The 13,921-nt window shown below is 56.7% G+C and carries 14 protein-coding genes; 2 read left to right on the plus strand and 12 right to left on the minus strand.

The annotated features are described in order from the left end of the window. Window positions 1-43: 43 nt before the first annotated feature. The 12 genes from der to BLL52_RS15370 all read right to left on the minus strand — a co-directional run bounded on the left by der (window position 44) and on the right by BLL52_RS15370 (window position 12,329). The gene (gene der, locus BLL52_RS15315; protein WP_075587535.1) at window positions 44-1,381 is read right to left on the minus strand and encodes a ribosome biogenesis GTPase Der; all 1,338 of its coding nucleotides are present in this window, start codon (window positions 1,379-1,381) and stop codon (window positions 44-46) included. 26 nt (window positions 1,382-1,407) lie between these two features. Further along, window positions 1,408-2,547, minus strand: a complete 1,140-nt coding sequence (bamB, locus tag BLL52_RS15320; RefSeq protein ID WP_075587536.1) for an outer membrane protein assembly factor BamB — start codon at window positions 2,545-2,547, stop codon at window positions 1,408-1,410. Between the two features lie 3 nt (window positions 2,548-2,550). Further along, window positions 2,551-3,228: a YfgM family protein gene (locus BLL52_RS15325; protein ID WP_075587537.1), complete on the minus strand. Its 678-nt coding sequence runs from the start codon at window positions 3,226-3,228 to the stop codon at window positions 2,551-2,553. Window positions 3,229-3,239: 11 nt separating this feature from the next. Continuing rightward, window positions 3,240-4,553 (minus strand): histidine--tRNA ligase, encoded by a 1,314-nt coding sequence (gene hisS, locus BLL52_RS15330; protein ID WP_075587538.1) that lies wholly within the window; start codon window positions 4,551-4,553, stop codon window positions 3,240-3,242. Between the two features lie 12 nt (window positions 4,554-4,565). Beyond that, window positions 4,566-5,837 carry a flavodoxin-dependent (E)-4-hydroxy-3-methylbut-2-enyl-diphosphate synthase gene (gene ispG / locus BLL52_RS15335; protein ID WP_075587539.1) on the minus strand — a complete coding sequence of 424 codons (1,272 nt, stop codon included), beginning with the start codon at window positions 5,835-5,837 and terminating at the stop codon, window positions 4,566-4,568. Beyond that, window positions 5,837-6,769 (minus strand): helix-turn-helix domain-containing protein, encoded by a 933-nt coding sequence (locus BLL52_RS15340; RefSeq protein ID WP_075587540.1) that lies wholly within the window; start codon window positions 6,767-6,769, stop codon window positions 5,837-5,839. The genes ispG and BLL52_RS15340 overlap by 1 nt, the downstream gene beginning before the upstream one ends. After that, on the minus strand, window positions 6,762-7,598 hold the full coding sequence (gene pilW, locus BLL52_RS15345; protein WP_406681561.1) for a type IV pilus biogenesis/stability protein PilW: 837 nt from the start codon (window positions 7,596-7,598) through the stop codon (window positions 6,762-6,764). The genes BLL52_RS15340 and pilW overlap by 8 nt, the downstream gene beginning before the upstream one ends. Window positions 7,599-7,601: 3 nt before the next feature. Continuing rightward, complete coding sequence (rlmN, locus tag BLL52_RS15350) at window positions 7,602-8,822, minus strand: dual-specificity RNA methyltransferase RlmN (RefSeq protein WP_083633999.1); 1,221 nt, start codon at window positions 8,820-8,822, stop codon at window positions 7,602-7,604. An 8-nt stretch (window positions 8,823-8,830) separates the two neighbouring features. Next, entirely contained in the window at window positions 8,831-9,256 is a 426-nt protein-coding gene (ndk, locus tag BLL52_RS15355) for a nucleoside-diphosphate kinase (protein WP_075587541.1), read from the minus strand. Between the two features lie 95 nt (window positions 9,257-9,351). Beyond that, a complete protein-coding gene (locus BLL52_RS15360) occupies window positions 9,352-10,509 on the minus strand; it encodes a pseudouridine synthase (RefSeq protein ID WP_083634000.1) in 1,158 nt (385 codons plus the stop codon). Next, window positions 10,506-11,201, minus strand: coding sequence for an SMC-Scp complex subunit ScpB (scpB, locus tag BLL52_RS15365; RefSeq protein WP_083634001.1), 696 nt, complete (start codon window positions 11,199-11,201; stop codon window positions 10,506-10,508). The genes BLL52_RS15360 and scpB overlap by 4 nt, the downstream gene beginning before the upstream one ends. Window positions 11,202-11,312: 111 nt before the next feature. After that, entirely contained in the window at window positions 11,313-12,329 is a 1,017-nt protein-coding gene (locus BLL52_RS15370; RefSeq protein WP_075587542.1) for an RluA family pseudouridine synthase, read from the minus strand. A gap of 14 nt (window positions 12,330-12,343) precedes the next feature. On the opposite strand from BLL52_RS15370, the gene BLL52_RS15375 reads away from it, so the two are divergent. After that, a complete protein-coding gene (locus BLL52_RS15375; RefSeq protein ID WP_075587543.1) occupies window positions 12,344-13,150 on the plus strand; it encodes an outer membrane protein assembly factor BamD in 807 nt (268 codons plus the stop codon). Between the two features lie 4 nt (window positions 13,151-13,154). After that, window positions 13,155-13,919 (plus strand): PP2C family protein-serine/threonine phosphatase, encoded by a 765-nt coding sequence (locus BLL52_RS15380; protein ID WP_075587544.1) that lies wholly within the window; start codon window positions 13,155-13,157, stop codon window positions 13,917-13,919. Window positions 13,920-13,921: the final 2 nt, after the last annotated feature.

Below are 13,921 nucleotides of genomic sequence, written 5' to 3' on the forward strand. Positions count from 1 at the left end.
GGCATAGCCTTAATAAATATGTCACGTTGGCGTGACACTTCCCTTAGTTGACCTTGTCCGCAAAAGGGTTCGCTGCGGTTTTCATTTCAATGCGCAGCGGTGTACCCACCAAATTGAAAGCCTGACGGAACCGGCCTTCCAGAAAACGCTTGTAAGCATCGGTCACATGTTCCAGTGAATTTCCGTGTATCACGATGATCGGGGGGTTCATGCCGCCTTGGTGGGCGTAGCGCAGCTTGGGCCGGTACATGCCAGCCCGCTTGGGGCTCTGAAACTGCACTGATTCGAGGAGCAAGCGCGTCAGCATCGGCGTGGACATCTTGCAGTTGGCAGCCTTGTACGCTTGAATGATGGACGCCCACAAAGGCCCTAAACCTTGGCGCTTTTGAGCAGAGATCAGGTGCATATTGGCAAACTTCAGGAAACCCAAGCGTGTTTCAATGGAACGCTTGACCAATTCCCGTTGATATTCGTCAACGGCATCCCATTTATTTACCGCCAAGACGACCGCCCTGCCGTTTTCCAGGATGTAGCCGGCAATGTGCGCATCCTGATCGGTTACACCCTGCGTGGCATCAATCAGCAGCAACACCACGTTGGCTGATTCGATGGCTTGCAGGGTTTTCACCACGGAAAACTTCTCAATGGCTTCAAAAACCTTGCCGCGACGGCGCAGACCAGCGGTGTCAATCAACTCAAACTTCTGGCCTTCGCGTTCAAACGGCACAGATATAGCATCGCGAGTGGTACCCGGCAGGTCGAAGGCCACCAGACGTTCCTCACCCAGCCAGACATTGATCAGGGTCGATTTGCCAACGTTGGGACGGCCCGCGACAGCCAGCTTGATTACGCCCGGCACAGCCTCGTCTTCGTCGGCGTCACCTTGCAGATTCAAGGGCTTTAAGGCTTGATCCAGCAAGGACCGAATGCCTTGCCCGTGCGCTGCTGACACAGGCAGAACCTCGCCCAACCCCAGTTCATAAAACTCGACCAGTTGGGCACCTTCGAGCAGGCCCTCTGCCTTGTTGGCAACCAGCAGGCAAGGCTTGCCCAGGCGCCTAAGGTAATTGGCAATGTCGTGGTCCTGCGCGGATACGCCTCCACGGGCATCAACCACAAAAACCACCACGTCTGCTTCAGCAACAGCTTGACGCGTTTGCTTGGCCATCTCTTTGTAGATGCCGCTGGTGGCGTCGGGCTCGAAACCACCGGTGTCGATAACGATGAATTCGTGTCCGGTGTGCTTGCCGTTACCGTAGTGACGGTCGCGGGTCAACCCCGAGTAGTCTGCAACAATGGCATCTCGGGATTTGGTCAGCCTGTTGAAAAGCGTTGACTTGCCCACATTGGGGCGGCCCACCAGGGCCAATACGGGCTTCATAGTGATGTTTGGGTCCGAATCAGACGCTAGTCGGGTTGAAAGCCGAACACACCGCCGTCGCGCGTGACAGCCACCAGTGTGGTGCCCGCAACAACTGGCGTTGAAGCAGCACCAGAAGTATCGGTGTTAAGACGCGTCAACGGGCTTCCATCGGTACGCGACATGAAATGCAGCATCCCACTGCTGTCGCCCACCACCACGGAGCGGCCCAACACCAACGGCCCGGTCAACTGCCGGTAACGCAGACGGTCGGAAGACCAGGCTTCCACACCATCGACCAGCCTCCAGGCCATCAGTTTCCCGTCCTCTTCCACGCCGTAAACCTGTTTGTCGTCCGCGTGCAGGCCAACCGAGCCGGACGCGGGGTGTTTCCAGAGGATATTGCCACGCTCGGCATTGACACAACCGACCGCCGCCTGGAAGGCGCGCGCGCAGACCACGCTGGACTCACGTCCTACACCCGCCACCAAGTCCACCAAGCGTTCAATATCGTTGGTGCCACGGGGCGTTGCAAGGGGCGCGTCCCAAAGTACATTGCCGCTCAGAGAGTTAAGCCCCACCAAACGCCCGGACAAACCAACCACCAAGACGTTATTGACCGCTAGCAAAACGCCGCTTTGGCGCAATACCAAAGCTTCGCCGGGCCGCTGATTGGCCCAGAGTTTTTTACCCGTGCGGGCATCAAAAGCAGACACCTCCCGGTCAGCGCCCAACACAAAAACACGCTCTCCAGCCACCAGGGGCGCGGTGAAGACCTGGCTCGACAGGCGCGAACGCCAAAGCTCGCGCTCGCCTTCCATGGTCACCAACTCATTGCCACGGGTCACAACCGCTGAGAAGCGTCCGTCACTGCCTACACCGGCCGCGATCGGGGCACCCACGTTATTACGCCACAACACGGCACCAGTGCGCGAATCCATAGAGGTAACTACCCCTGCGGATCCTGCCACAGTAATGGTTGCCGCCGTGGTGTGAACCGACAAAGGAAAGTCGACCTTGCCAATCTGACTGGTCCAGACTGTTTTGACACCCAACAACGCCGGGTTGGCGCCCAGGTCTGCAGGTTTGGGGCCGCTTGAACCACTGGCACATGCGCCCAACACACTCACCAGAAACGCGCTCAGCCCGACCTGCAAAAATCGGCTGACAGAAAAATGTATCGTCATGAGCTATTTCCCTTGTGCGGTGTCAACCGGCGCAATGCCTTCTACATCAACGCCCAAAGCGTTGAGCTTGACCTCAACCAAACGCCGGTATTCGGAGCTGGGCTCGAAAGATTTATAGGCGATGAGGTACTGATCTATGGCTTTCGGCGTGTTGCCCTGTAGCGCCAGGATGTCGCCAGTACGGTCTGCCACCAAAGCCTCAAAGCCAGTCGGAAATTTTCCACCCAGCTGACCCAGCGCGCCGTCAAGATCTTTGGCGTCCATCAATATGCCTGCCAACCTGAGCTTTGCCACGGCCTGGTAACCCGTGTCTGAAGACTTCTCCGCAACCCAGGTCAATGCGGCTTTGGCCGCATCTGGTTTGCCCGCCTTGAAGAAGTGCTGAGCGGCCAGCAGCCCCGATTGCTGCGCGTAAGAAGTAACAGCGAACCGCTCTTTCATATCGGAAAAAACGCGATCAATCTTGGTTGTGTCGCCTGATTGAATGGAACGCTCAACTTCATCGAACAGCGCTGCAGCCTGATTGGCCTGACTGCGTTGCCAGTAATTATAAAAATTCCAGCTGGCAAAAGCCGTCAATATGGCGATCAAGGCCCAAGTGATGGCATTGCCATATTGCTTCCAGAAATGCTTGATCTGGTCAAGCTGTTCCTGTTCTTCAAGATCCAGTTGTTTTGCCATGTCGTGATTCGTTAAACGTTGGATTGTAGGGTTCGGGCCCACAGGGCCAGATCAGCCAGCGGCTGTGTCACCTGGAGCACACTGGGGTCACGCAAGGGTTTGATCGTGACTTGCCCCGTCGCTATTTCGTCAGATCCGAAGATCAAGGCGTAACGTGCACCGCTGCCATCGGCTCGCTTGAACTGGCTTTTCATGCTGCCCATGCCTTCTACACCGCTGGCGTGCATCTGAACACTCAGCCCGGCCACACGCAATAGCTGCAACGTTGATAAAACCAAGGGCATGGCGGCTGCATCGGTCACGATTGCGTAGGCATCCAGCGGCGCAGTGGTTCCCAGACCGTCGGCAGTTTTGACCAACGCCAAAACCCGGTCCACGCCCAGCGCCCAGCCGACAGCAGGTGTCGGTTTGCCGCCCAACTGCTCGAAGAGGTAGTCGTAGCGGCCACCCGCGCAAACCGTACCCTGAGAACCCAATCGGTCGGTGGTGAATTCAAAAACCGTCAGGTTGTAATAGTCCAGACCGCGAACAAGCCGTGGATTGACGGTGTAGGCCGCGCCATTGGCATCCAAAATGGATTTCAGCGTGCCGAAATGCAATAGAGAGGCTTCACCCAGAAAATCCAGCAGTTGGGGCGCCGCATTCACCAGGCTTTGCATCTGCGGATTTTTGGTGTCCAGAATACGCAGGGGGTTGCTGTAAAGACGCCTTCGGGCCTCTTCATCAAGTGTGTCGATGCTTTGCTCAAAGTAGGCAATCAGCGCTTGCCGATGGGCCTGACGCTCGGCTGGCTGCCCTAGGCTGTTGAGCTCCAGCCGCACATCAGTCAAGCCAATCTCAGCCCAAAGTGCGATGGCCATCAAGATCAGTTCAGCATCGACTTCTGGGCCTGGAAAACCCAACGCTTCGGCACCAATCTGGTCAAACTGCCGATAACGGCCTTTTTGTGGGCGCTCGTGGCGGAACATCGGCCCCATGTAATACAAACGCTTGCCACCGTCATACAGCAGACTGTGTTCAAGCGCAGCCCGCACCACACCCGCTGTGGCCTCGGGGCGCAACGTCAGCGGATCACCATTGAGGCGATCTTCGAAGCAATACATCTCTTTCTCAACAATATCAGTCACTGCGCCTAAGCCTCGCACAAAAAGTGGCGTGCGCTCAACGATGGGTGTGCGGATGTTGCGGTAAGCAAAGCGGGCCATCAAATGGCGTACCTTGCTCTCAAACCACTCAACGCTGGCGGATTCGGGCGGCAACACATCATTCATGCCTTTGACGGCAGTGAGCTTGGCTGCAGGGGGAGTTGCTACTTTTTCAGTCATGAAAGGGGAACGTCAAGCTTTGACCGCAGCCTGCATACCAAAGCGTTTTTCAACATAATCTTCAACGATGACTTGGAATTCTTCTGCAATGCCTTCGCCGCGAAGTGTCATTCGCTTTTCGCCATCAATGAAAACCGGGGCTGCCGGTGCTTCGCCGGTGCCGGGCAGACTGATACCAATATCGGCGTGCTTGCTTTCACCCGGGCCATTCACAATGCAGCCCATCACCGCCACCTTCATCTTTTCGACACCCGGATACTTGCTGCGCCAATGCGGCATCTGCGCACGCAAAAATTCTTCAATCCGCTGTGTCAACTCCTGAAAGGTCGTGCTGGTTGTGCGGCCACAACCTGGACAAGCGGTCACACTAGGCACAAATGACCGCAGTTCGAGTGCCTGCAAAATCTCTGCAGCAATCACAACCTCTTGCGTGCGTGACTCACCTGGCTGCGGCGTGAGCGAGACCCGGATCGTGTTGCCAATGCCTTCTTGCAATAAGACCGAAAGCGCTGCTGCAGATCCCACAACACCTTTGGTGCCCATTCCGGCCTCGGTCAAGCCTAGGTGCAGGGCATAGTCACAGCGTTTGGACAGCTCGCGGTAGACCGAAATCAGATCCTGCACACCGCTGACCTTGCAGGACAGGATGATCTGGTTTGGGTTCAAACCCAGCTCAACGGCTTGCTGGGCGGAATCAAGAGCAGAGGTGATCAAAGCCTCGTACATCACCGGCTTGGCGCCCCATGGGGTCTCACGGCGGCTGTTCTGGTCCATCAAATCTGCCAGCAAAGCTTGATCAAGACTGCCCCAATTAACGCCAATGCGGATCGCCTTGTCCCAGCGTACAGCAGCCTCGATCATCTGGGCAAACTGTTTGTCGCGTTTGTCACCCTTGCCTACATTGCCGGGATTGATACGGTATTTGGACAAGGTTTGGGCGCACTCTGGATACTCAGTGAGTAACCGGTGGCCGTTATAGTGAAAGTCGCCGATCAGGGGGACATCAATACCCATGCGGTCCAGCTGCTCGCGAATGTGCGGCACCGCCTGCGCCGCCTCAGGCGTATTGACCGTCAAACGTACCATCTCGGAGCCTGCCAGCGCCAGTTCTTTAACTTGAATGGCAGTACCAATCACATCGACCGTATCGGTATTGGTCATGGACTGGATCCTCACTGGGGCGTCGCCTCCCACGGTGACGATTCGACTGCCCCAGACGACCTGGGCCTGGCGTGTAATTTTGCCTTGCGCGTTGGCTTCAGCAATAGGAGTGGCTTTGAACATCACTTCACCTCAAATCGGGCAACATTTTCTCGAATCAGGGGGGTCAGGTCAAAAGGCTTGCCGCGAACAGAAACCGACACCACATCGGCCCTGCCCACAACCACGGACAGTGGCAGTTGGCCGGCCACGCTAACCACCTCACCGTTTGCGAGGATTTTTCGCAACTTGGGAAGACCTGCTGCATCTGTCACCTCCACCCAGGACTCACCCCGCCCACTCAATTCAAGCACAGCAGGCTGAACAGGCAAGACAGAATCTTCTAAAACAACTGCCGAGCCAACGCTCGCAACCGCAGCCTTGCTGGCGACTTCACCCGGACTATTGACGGGCGTTTGTACCGGCGACGGTAGCGGCGCGGGGGTTACCGGAACGCCGTCAGCCGATTCAACCGCGCTGCCAGCTTCGACAGGTACAAGAGTTTCCAACTCAGTAGCTAAGGCAGGCTCCGGGGCGTTTATGGGAGCAATCGCCTCGACGAATGGCGACTGCATCTCTGGCCAAGTCAGGATCACGACGATGGCCACAAACAGAGCCAAAACCGCAAGACCGATCGGCGTCGATACTTGTGCAAAAACGCCGCGGCGCGAGCCACCTCCAGAGTCCTTAAAAGTAGCATTTAAACTGGTTTCATTCGCCTTGAAAGGACTCGCCTGGAGTTCAGGCAAACTCGCCATGATGGGAGTCGGATCGATCTTCAGAGATCGGCAGACGCTCAGCGCCAAAGAGCGCACAAACACCATGTCGGGCAGTTCTTCAAACCGACCCGCTTCAAGTGCTTCGAGCCTCTTGACGGACACTTTCAGAGCAACCGCCAAGGCTGCTATGTGAAGCCCTTGGGCTTCACGGGCCGCTCGTAGCATCGCACCAGCCCGAGCTGAAGACTGCGTCAATGTGGCAGCTGGCACCTCTCCCTCAAAGACCTCGTCACTCATCAAATGCTCCACGCTGATACAGACTTGCTTCGGCAGATTGTGGAAAACGCTTCACCAACTGCACTGCCAGCTGGTTCATCGCCTCAAGATTGGCCATGCGGCGCTCAATCTTGACGCCAAGCCATAGGGTCTCGGCATTCGCCAGCTCTGTGTTGTTCAAGCGGCGAATGTAAAACTGGGCGCGCGCAAAGTCTTTTCTTTGGTACAGCACATTCGACAAGTTATACCCAGTGACCGGATTGCCAGCGTCGTATTCGTAGGACTTGAGCAAACTTGCCTCAGCTTCAGGCAACTGCCCAGCCTTTATCTGGCACAGGCCCTGGGCCATATGGGTTTTCGCGCGCTCGCGGTACAAGGGGTTAGCCAGCGCCTGATTGAAATACACCATGGATTGTGCGTATTGACCATCCTGACACTTCAACCAAGCCATGTTGTGAAGCACATTGCTGTCGCGCGGCTTGAGCGAGAGCGCTTTGTTGAAACTTTCTTCAGCAATGCCATAGTCGCTCAAGCGCATATAGATCAATCCTCGCAGGCTAAAAGCGTCCGAATAGGTCGGATCAATCAGGATCGCTTGCTTGATTTCATCCAGAGCAATCGTGGACTTGCCTTGCTCCAAGTACCCCAAAGCCAGCTCTACGCGAATACGCGCGCGCTTGCGCTCAGCAGTTTCGTCCGACTCGGTAATGATGTCTCCTTGCATGGCCACAGCACCTGGCGAGCCAGCATGCCCGGCGCAACCACTGAGCGTTATCCAGCTACAAAATATAAAAAAAGCAAAAAACAAGTCAAGACGACGCGTGGCTCTATTTTTCATCGTGGCTTTCATTGTTCAGATTTTCGCACCAGTTGCAGTGGCCAACGCAGTAGCAGCGGGCTCGGCGCTGCGTTGGCGGGCAATGCGCACAGCAACCCGCGTGCGGTCCACCACATCGCCAGCCAGTTGACCACACGCAGCATCGATGTCGTCGCCACGGGTCTTGCGAATAGTCGTTGTGATCCCGGATGCACTCAGTATCTGGGCAAACGCCAAGATACGTTCAGGCTTGGAGCGATGCAGACCAGAAGCCGGGAAAGGATTAAACGGTATCAAATTAAATTTACACCACGACACCGAATGACCGTAATGCTTGACTAGCTGCACCAGCTCATGTGCCAAGGCATCGGTGTCGTTCACAGCATCGAGCATGCAATATTCAAAAGTGATGAAATCCCGAGGTGCATGCGCCAGATAACTGACACAAGCTGGCATTAACTCCTCCAGCGGGTGCTTGATATTGAGCGGCACCAAGTAGTCACGCAAGGCGTTATTGGGGGCATGCAGAGACACCGCCAGCGCCACCGGGCACTCAAGCCCAAGCAAATCCATCTTTTTGACCAACCCGGATGTCGATACCGTGACACGGCGGCGCGACAGGCCATAGGCGTGGTCGTCCAGCATCATCCTCAGCGCAGGAACCAAGACAGCGTAATTTTGAAGGGGTTCACCCATGCCCATCATCACTGCGTTGGAGATCACACGTTCGTCGCGTTGCAGATGCTTGCGTAAAAAGTGCTCTGCAAACCAGAGTTGCCCGATAATCTCTCCCGTGGTCAGGTTGCGGCTAAAGCCCTGATGCCCCGTAGAACAAAAACGGCAGCCCATGGCACAACCCGCCTGGGTCGAGAGGCACAGCGTGCCCCGATCGTCTTCCGGAATAAACACCGACTCGATCACATTGCCGCCACCCACATCAAACAGCCATTTGATGGTGCCGTCGTACGATATGTGCTGCGAAACCACCTCCATGGGCTTGATTTCTGCAACACCTTTGAGTTTTTGGCGTAAAGATTTCGCCAGATCGCTCATGTCCTCAAAATTGGCACAGCCTCGCTGATGAATCCAGCGAAACAACTGAACAGCGCGAAAACGCTTCTCGCCCAATAACTCACAAAAAGCAGTGAGGCTCTCTAGGTCGTATTCGAGCAGGTTGACCACCGAGCCAGGAATCAAACTGACGACACGCCGCTTGGCCTGGACGTGAAGTTCGTCGTGTGATTGGTCAGTGGTCATGCAGGCGATCAGCGAGAGAAAACGTTCATGCCAGGGAAAAAGAAGCCCACTTCAACACAAGCGGTGTCAGCGGCATCGGACCCGTGCACGGCATTGGCATCAATGCTGTCGGCAAAATCAGCGCGAATAGTGCCAGGATCTGCCTTTTTCGGGTCAGTGGCACCCATCAGCTCACGGTTTTTCAAAATCGCGTTTTCACCTTCCAGAGCCTGAATCATCACCGGGCCAGAAATCATGAAGCCAACCAGATCCTTGAAGAAAGGACGCTCTTTATGCACGGCATAAAAGGCTTCTGCTTCGCGCTGCGACAGGTGGGCCATCTTGGAGGCAACAACTTTCAGGCCGGCAGCTTCAAAACGGGCGTAGATTTGACCGATCACGTTTTTGGCAACAGCGTCGGGTTTGATGATGGAGAGAGTGCGTTCGATAGCCATGTGATTTCCTCTTGAATAAAAAAAGTTTAGTCAGTCGACCAAAGCCCTTGATCTTAACCTGAGCCCAGCCGGTCAAACGCCAGGCTAGCTTGTGCTTACCTGCTGCGGCCGCCACCGGTTCGGCGTGCAGCGCTGGTGCCGCCACGTTTCTTGCCAGCCTCCTGCCGCTGTCTGGAAAAGCTGTCCGCACCGATGTAACCCACCGATGTTTTGAGCGGGTCCGGCTGTTGTGCGCCTTGACCGGGTCCAGCAGCCCTGGGCGAGCCACGCATCGGCTTAACCGCACCGCGCACTGGAGCGCCTGGCACTCGCCCAGTGCCGGCACGCGCCTTATCGGCGTAACCTTGCACGTCAGGCTCACGGCGGCCTTGCTCATGGGCTTGCGAGGCGCGCGTTAACAGACGAATATCTGCATCATCCAACTCTACCCAGGCACCGCGCTTCAGACCGCGTGGCAAAACCATGGAGCCATAACGGATACGAATGAGTCGACTGACCGCATGGCCGACCGACTCCAACATGCGGCGCACCTCGCGGTTACGCCCTTCTGAAATCGTCACGCGGTACCAGCAATTGGAGCCTTCTCCACCGCCCTCCTCGATAGAGCCAAACTGCGCCATGCCGTCATCCAGCCGAACCCCATCCAACAGTTTGTGCTTTTCTTCCTGCGTCAACGCCCCCAGCACCCGCACCGCGTATTCACGCTCCAGCCCGAAGCGAGGATGCATCAGATTGTTGGCCAGCTCCCCCGAACTGGTAAATAGCAGCAAGCCCTCGGTATTCAAGTCGAGACGACCCACAGACTGCCACTTGCCTTGAAACAGCTTGGGCAACTTGCGAAACACGGTCGGCCGATTTTGGGGATCGTCATGGCTGACCACCTCACCTGCGGGCTTGTGGTAAGCGATGACGCGCGCTGGTGGGGGCGAGATCTTGAAACGAATCGGTTTGCCATTCACCTTGACATGATCACCAAACTGCACCCGCTGGCCGATGTGCGCAGGCTCGCTGTTAACAGTGATCCGCCCCTCCAGAATCAATTGCTCCATCTCCAGCCGCGAGCCCATGCCTGCCTGGGCCAGCACTTTATGCAGCTTGGGTGATTCCGGTTGGGGTGGCAGCACCCGCTTCAGCGCTGGCATCTCCGTAGTGTTTTCAGATGCGTCAAAGACGCCGGAAACAACGTCTTCAAAACGGATCACGTCCGCCAGCGCTTGGGCAGGTGGTGGTGGCTCGTTGACAAATTGGGTCATGGTGTGTCCTGTGCAGAAGCAGTTGCAGTTGGGTTCGCGCTGATAGGTGTACCACCAGACCAATCCAACTCGGCGGTAGCCGAATCTGGAAGGCCGTGCAGCACGGAAGAAGTCAGCGGCTCGGCGGCATGAGCAGCCGAGTCTTGGTTTAAAAGTGCATCCAGCGCACCCGTTGCCGCCGTGGGAGACGCCAGCAAGGGCAGTTGATCCAGAGAGTCAAGCCCCAGATCGTCCAAAAAATGACGGGTGGTAGCAAAAAGTGCTGGCCGACCAATGGTGTCCCGATGGCCGATCGCTTCGATCCAGCCCCGGTCTTCAAGCTGCTTGAGGGTCAGCGCGTTGACCGTCACGCCGCGAATAGTTTCAATATCACCTCGGGTCACAGGTTGTTTGTAAGCAATGATGGCCAGTGTTTCCAGTGTGGCCCGGGTATAACGCGGTGGTTTTTCAGGGTGCAGTCGGTCAAGATACACCCGCATCTCGGGGCGACTCTGAAAACGCCACCCGCTTGCCACCTGAACCAGTTCCACGCCACGATCCAACCAGTCGGCTTGCAACGCGCTCAGCACGCCGTTGATGTCTGCGGCGGTCACTTCATCCTCGAACAGGGCGCGCATGTCCCGCACGGGCAAAGGTTGCTGTGCACAAATCAATGCAGTTTCTAGGACGCGTTTGGCATCCACCGTGTTCATGGTTGGCTATTTCCGGTCAAAACACACGCTTGGGTGCGGTACAAAACAAGTGGAAGACGTGATCAGGACCGACAAGTCGTCGGTGGCACGTTAAAAGCACTGCAAGGCAGGCTAAAGAGAAGCCACATTGTAATTGAGGCCCCAAGACTTCAGAGCCCCGGCCAAATCATCTGGAAGCTGGGCATGAAACACCAGAGATTGCCCGGTGATCGGATGCACAAACGCCAGCCGGGTGGCGTGCAAAGCCTGCCGCTGCATACCTGCACCCAGAGCGCCTCCATAAACGGCGTCTGCGACCAGGGCGTGGCCGATCGAGGCCAGGTGAACCCGGATTTGGTGCGTACGGCCAGTGTGCAGGGTGCACTTGAGTAAGCACCCCGTTGTGCTGCTGGCCAGGCATTCAAAGTCGGTCTGCGCAAGCTTGCCCGCATGGACGCCCAAGTCAACCACCGCCATGCGCAGGCGATTGCCCGGGTCACGGCCCACCGGCGCATCCACATGCCGCAACAGACTGCCATGCCAGGCCCCGTGTGCGAGTGCAAGGTACTGGCGCTTGACTGTGCGTGCTGCAATAGCCTGCACCAGCGCATCCATCACCTGACGGGTGCGCGCCACCACCATCAAACCACTGGTGTCTTTGTCAAGCCGATGCACGATGCCAGCCCGCGGCAGGTTGAACGCCTGCAAGTCGTATCCCAACAAACGATTCATCAGGGTGCCGCTCCAGTTGCCAGGCGCCGGGTGCACCACCAGCCCGGCGGGCTTGTTGATCACCAACAGGTGCTCGTCCTCAAACACGATGTCTAGCGGCAGGTTCTCGGCCTTGAAGGCCTGGCTTTGCGGTGTTGGCCGCAGCTCAATCTGCCCCACTGCGCCTGCCTTGACCTTGCTGGAGGCTTTTGTCACCACCGTGCCGTTGATCAGCACACTGCCCAAGGCGATGAGTTGCTGCAAATAAGTACGGGAAAACTCGGGTACCAATTCGGTCAATGCCAGATCCAGACGCATGCCATGGTGCGCAAAACTGAAAGACAATGCCCGCAGTTCTGCCTCCACGCCCGTTTCTTCGGCCAGCTCGCCGTCAGGGCCTTGAGGGGGGGTCGATATAATTTGCTGAGTGTTTTTCAAGAAAGCTGTCCTACATGCCTGATGCCAAATTATCTGCTGCCCGCGCCTGCTCACTGGCGTGTGGCGTCCTGCTGTTAGGCGCGTGTTCCACCACGACGGTTGACCCCACCGCAGGTTGGAGCCCCAACAAAATTTACGCCGAAGCCAAGGATGAGCTCAGTAGCGGGGCGTATGACAAGGCGGTGCCCCTGTTTGACAAGCTCGAAGGCCGCGCTGCTGGCACCCCCCTGGCGCAGCAGGCGCAGTTGGACAAAGCCTATGCGCAGTTCAAAAACGGCGAGCCGGTGCTGGCGGTGGCCACGCTGGACCGTTTCATGAAGCTGCATCCCGCCAGCCCGGCGCTGGACTACGCGCTTTATCTAAAGGGCCTTGTCAATTTCAATGACGACTTGGGTTTGTTTGCCTTCCTGACCCGCCAGGACCTGTCGGAGCGTGACCAGCAGGCCGCGAAGGAGTCGTTTGAAGCTTTCAAGGAACTGACCACGCGTTTTCCTGAATCCAAATACGCCGCTGACGCCGGTGCGCGGATGAATTACATCGTAAATTCCCTGGCCGAGTCTGAGGTGCACGTGGCCCGCTACTACTACGAGCGCGGCGCCTATCTGGCCGCCATCAACCGGGCGCAAACCGCCATTACCGACTACCAAGGTGTGCCAGCCGTGGAAGAAGCGCTGTTTTTGATTGTCAAGTCTTATGACAAGCTGAACATGCCCGACTTGCGCGATGACGCCAAACGCGTGCTGGAAAAGAACTACCCCCAGACGCCCTACCTGACGCAGGGTTTCAAAGACAAAACGCAGCCTTGGTGGAAGTTTTGGTGAGTGCATGAGTACCAACGGGTACCGGGTTACTGCGTCAACTGGCATCCACAAAGGCGACCGGGATTACCAGCAGGATCAGGTAAAACTGCTAAGCCACGTGCGCACCAAAGGGTGTGTGATGGCAATTCTGGCAGATGGCATGGGAGGCCGTAGCGGCGGGCGAAAGGCCTCAGACCAGGTCATGATGACCGCGAAACAGCTTTTTGACCGCTATTCACCCGGAATTGATGACCCCGTGGCCATGCTGAGCCAGTTGGTACTGGAAGCACACATGGTCATCAAACTGACGGCCATCTCCACCGAGGAAGAGCCACACAGCACGATTGCCGTTTTTGTAATTAATCCAGACGGCAGCTGCCATTGGTCCCATGCTGGCGATTCACGCATTTACCACTTTCATGGCAAGCAGCTGGTCAAGCGCACCAAAGACCACTCCTATGTTCAGACACTGGTCAACAAAGGTGAATTGACCGACGAGCAAGCCAACTTTCATCCTCAGTCCAATATTTTGATGGGTTGCCTGGGCACCGAGAAAGAGCCACCCATGGACAGCCACTCGATCGCCAAGTTGCAGCCAGGCGACAGCTTGTTGATCTGCAGCGATGGCTTGTGGCACTACTTCACCGAAGCGGAGTTGGGCTCGGTGTTGAGCGCTTTGTCTGCTCGTGAGGCCAGTGAATTTCTGGTCGACAAGGCACGTCGTCGCGCCAAAGGCAGTGGCGACAACCTGTCTCTCGCGATCGTCAAGGTCGAAGAACCCGCTGCTTAGAA

Origin of the sequence: Rhodoferax antarcticus ANT.BR (genome assembly GCF_001938565.1) — a bacterium.
GTDB classification, from domain to species: domain Bacteria; phylum Pseudomonadota; class Gammaproteobacteria; order Burkholderiales; family Burkholderiaceae_C; genus Rhodoferax; species Rhodoferax antarcticus.

What these genes read in the sequence shown, in the direction of transcription:
- BLL52_RS15340 (WP_075587540.1), bottom strand. Translation starts at nt 6,769, where the DNA reads ATGAGTGACGAGGTCTTTGAGGGAGAGGTGCCAGCTGCCACATTGACG.
- ispG (WP_075587539.1), bottom strand. Translation starts at nt 5,837, where the DNA reads ATGTTCAAAGCCACTCCTATTGCTGAAGCCAACGCGCAAGGCAAAATT.
- BLL52_RS15360 (WP_083634000.1), bottom strand. Translation starts at nt 10,509, where the DNA reads ATGACCCAATTTGTCAACGAGCCACCACCACCTGCCCAAGCGCTGGCG.
- scpB (WP_083634001.1), bottom strand. Translation starts at nt 11,201, where the DNA reads ATGAACACGGTGGATGCCAAACGCGTCCTAGAAACTGCATTGATTTGT.
- pilW (WP_406681561.1), bottom strand. Translation starts at nt 7,598, where the DNA reads ATGAAAGCCACGATGAAAAATAGAGCCACGCGTCGTCTTGACTTGTTT.
- BLL52_RS15325 (WP_075587537.1), bottom strand. Translation starts at nt 3,228, where the DNA reads ATGGCAAAACAACTGGATCTTGAAGAACAGGAACAGCTTGACCAGATC.
- der (WP_075587535.1), bottom strand. Translation starts at nt 1,381, where the DNA reads ATGAAGCCCGTATTGGCCCTGGTGGGCCGCCCCAATGTGGGCAAGTCA.
- BLL52_RS15375 (WP_075587543.1), top strand. Translation starts at nt 12,344, where the DNA reads ATGCCTGATGCCAAATTATCTGCTGCCCGCGCCTGCTCACTGGCGTGT.
- ndk (WP_075587541.1), bottom strand. Translation starts at nt 9,256, where the DNA reads ATGGCTATCGAACGCACTCTCTCCATCATCAAACCCGACGCTGTTGCC.
- rlmN (WP_083633999.1), bottom strand. Translation starts at nt 8,822, where the DNA reads ATGACCACTGACCAATCACACGACGAACTTCACGTCCAGGCCAAGCGG.
- bamB (WP_075587536.1), bottom strand. Translation starts at nt 2,547, where the DNA reads ATGACGATACATTTTTCTGTCAGCCGATTTTTGCAGGTCGGGCTGAGC.
- hisS (WP_075587538.1), bottom strand. Translation starts at nt 4,553, where the DNA reads ATGACTGAAAAAGTAGCAACTCCCCCTGCAGCCAAGCTCACTGCCGTC.
- BLL52_RS15380 (WP_075587544.1), top strand. Translation starts at nt 13,155, where the DNA reads ATGAGTACCAACGGGTACCGGGTTACTGCGTCAACTGGCATCCACAAA.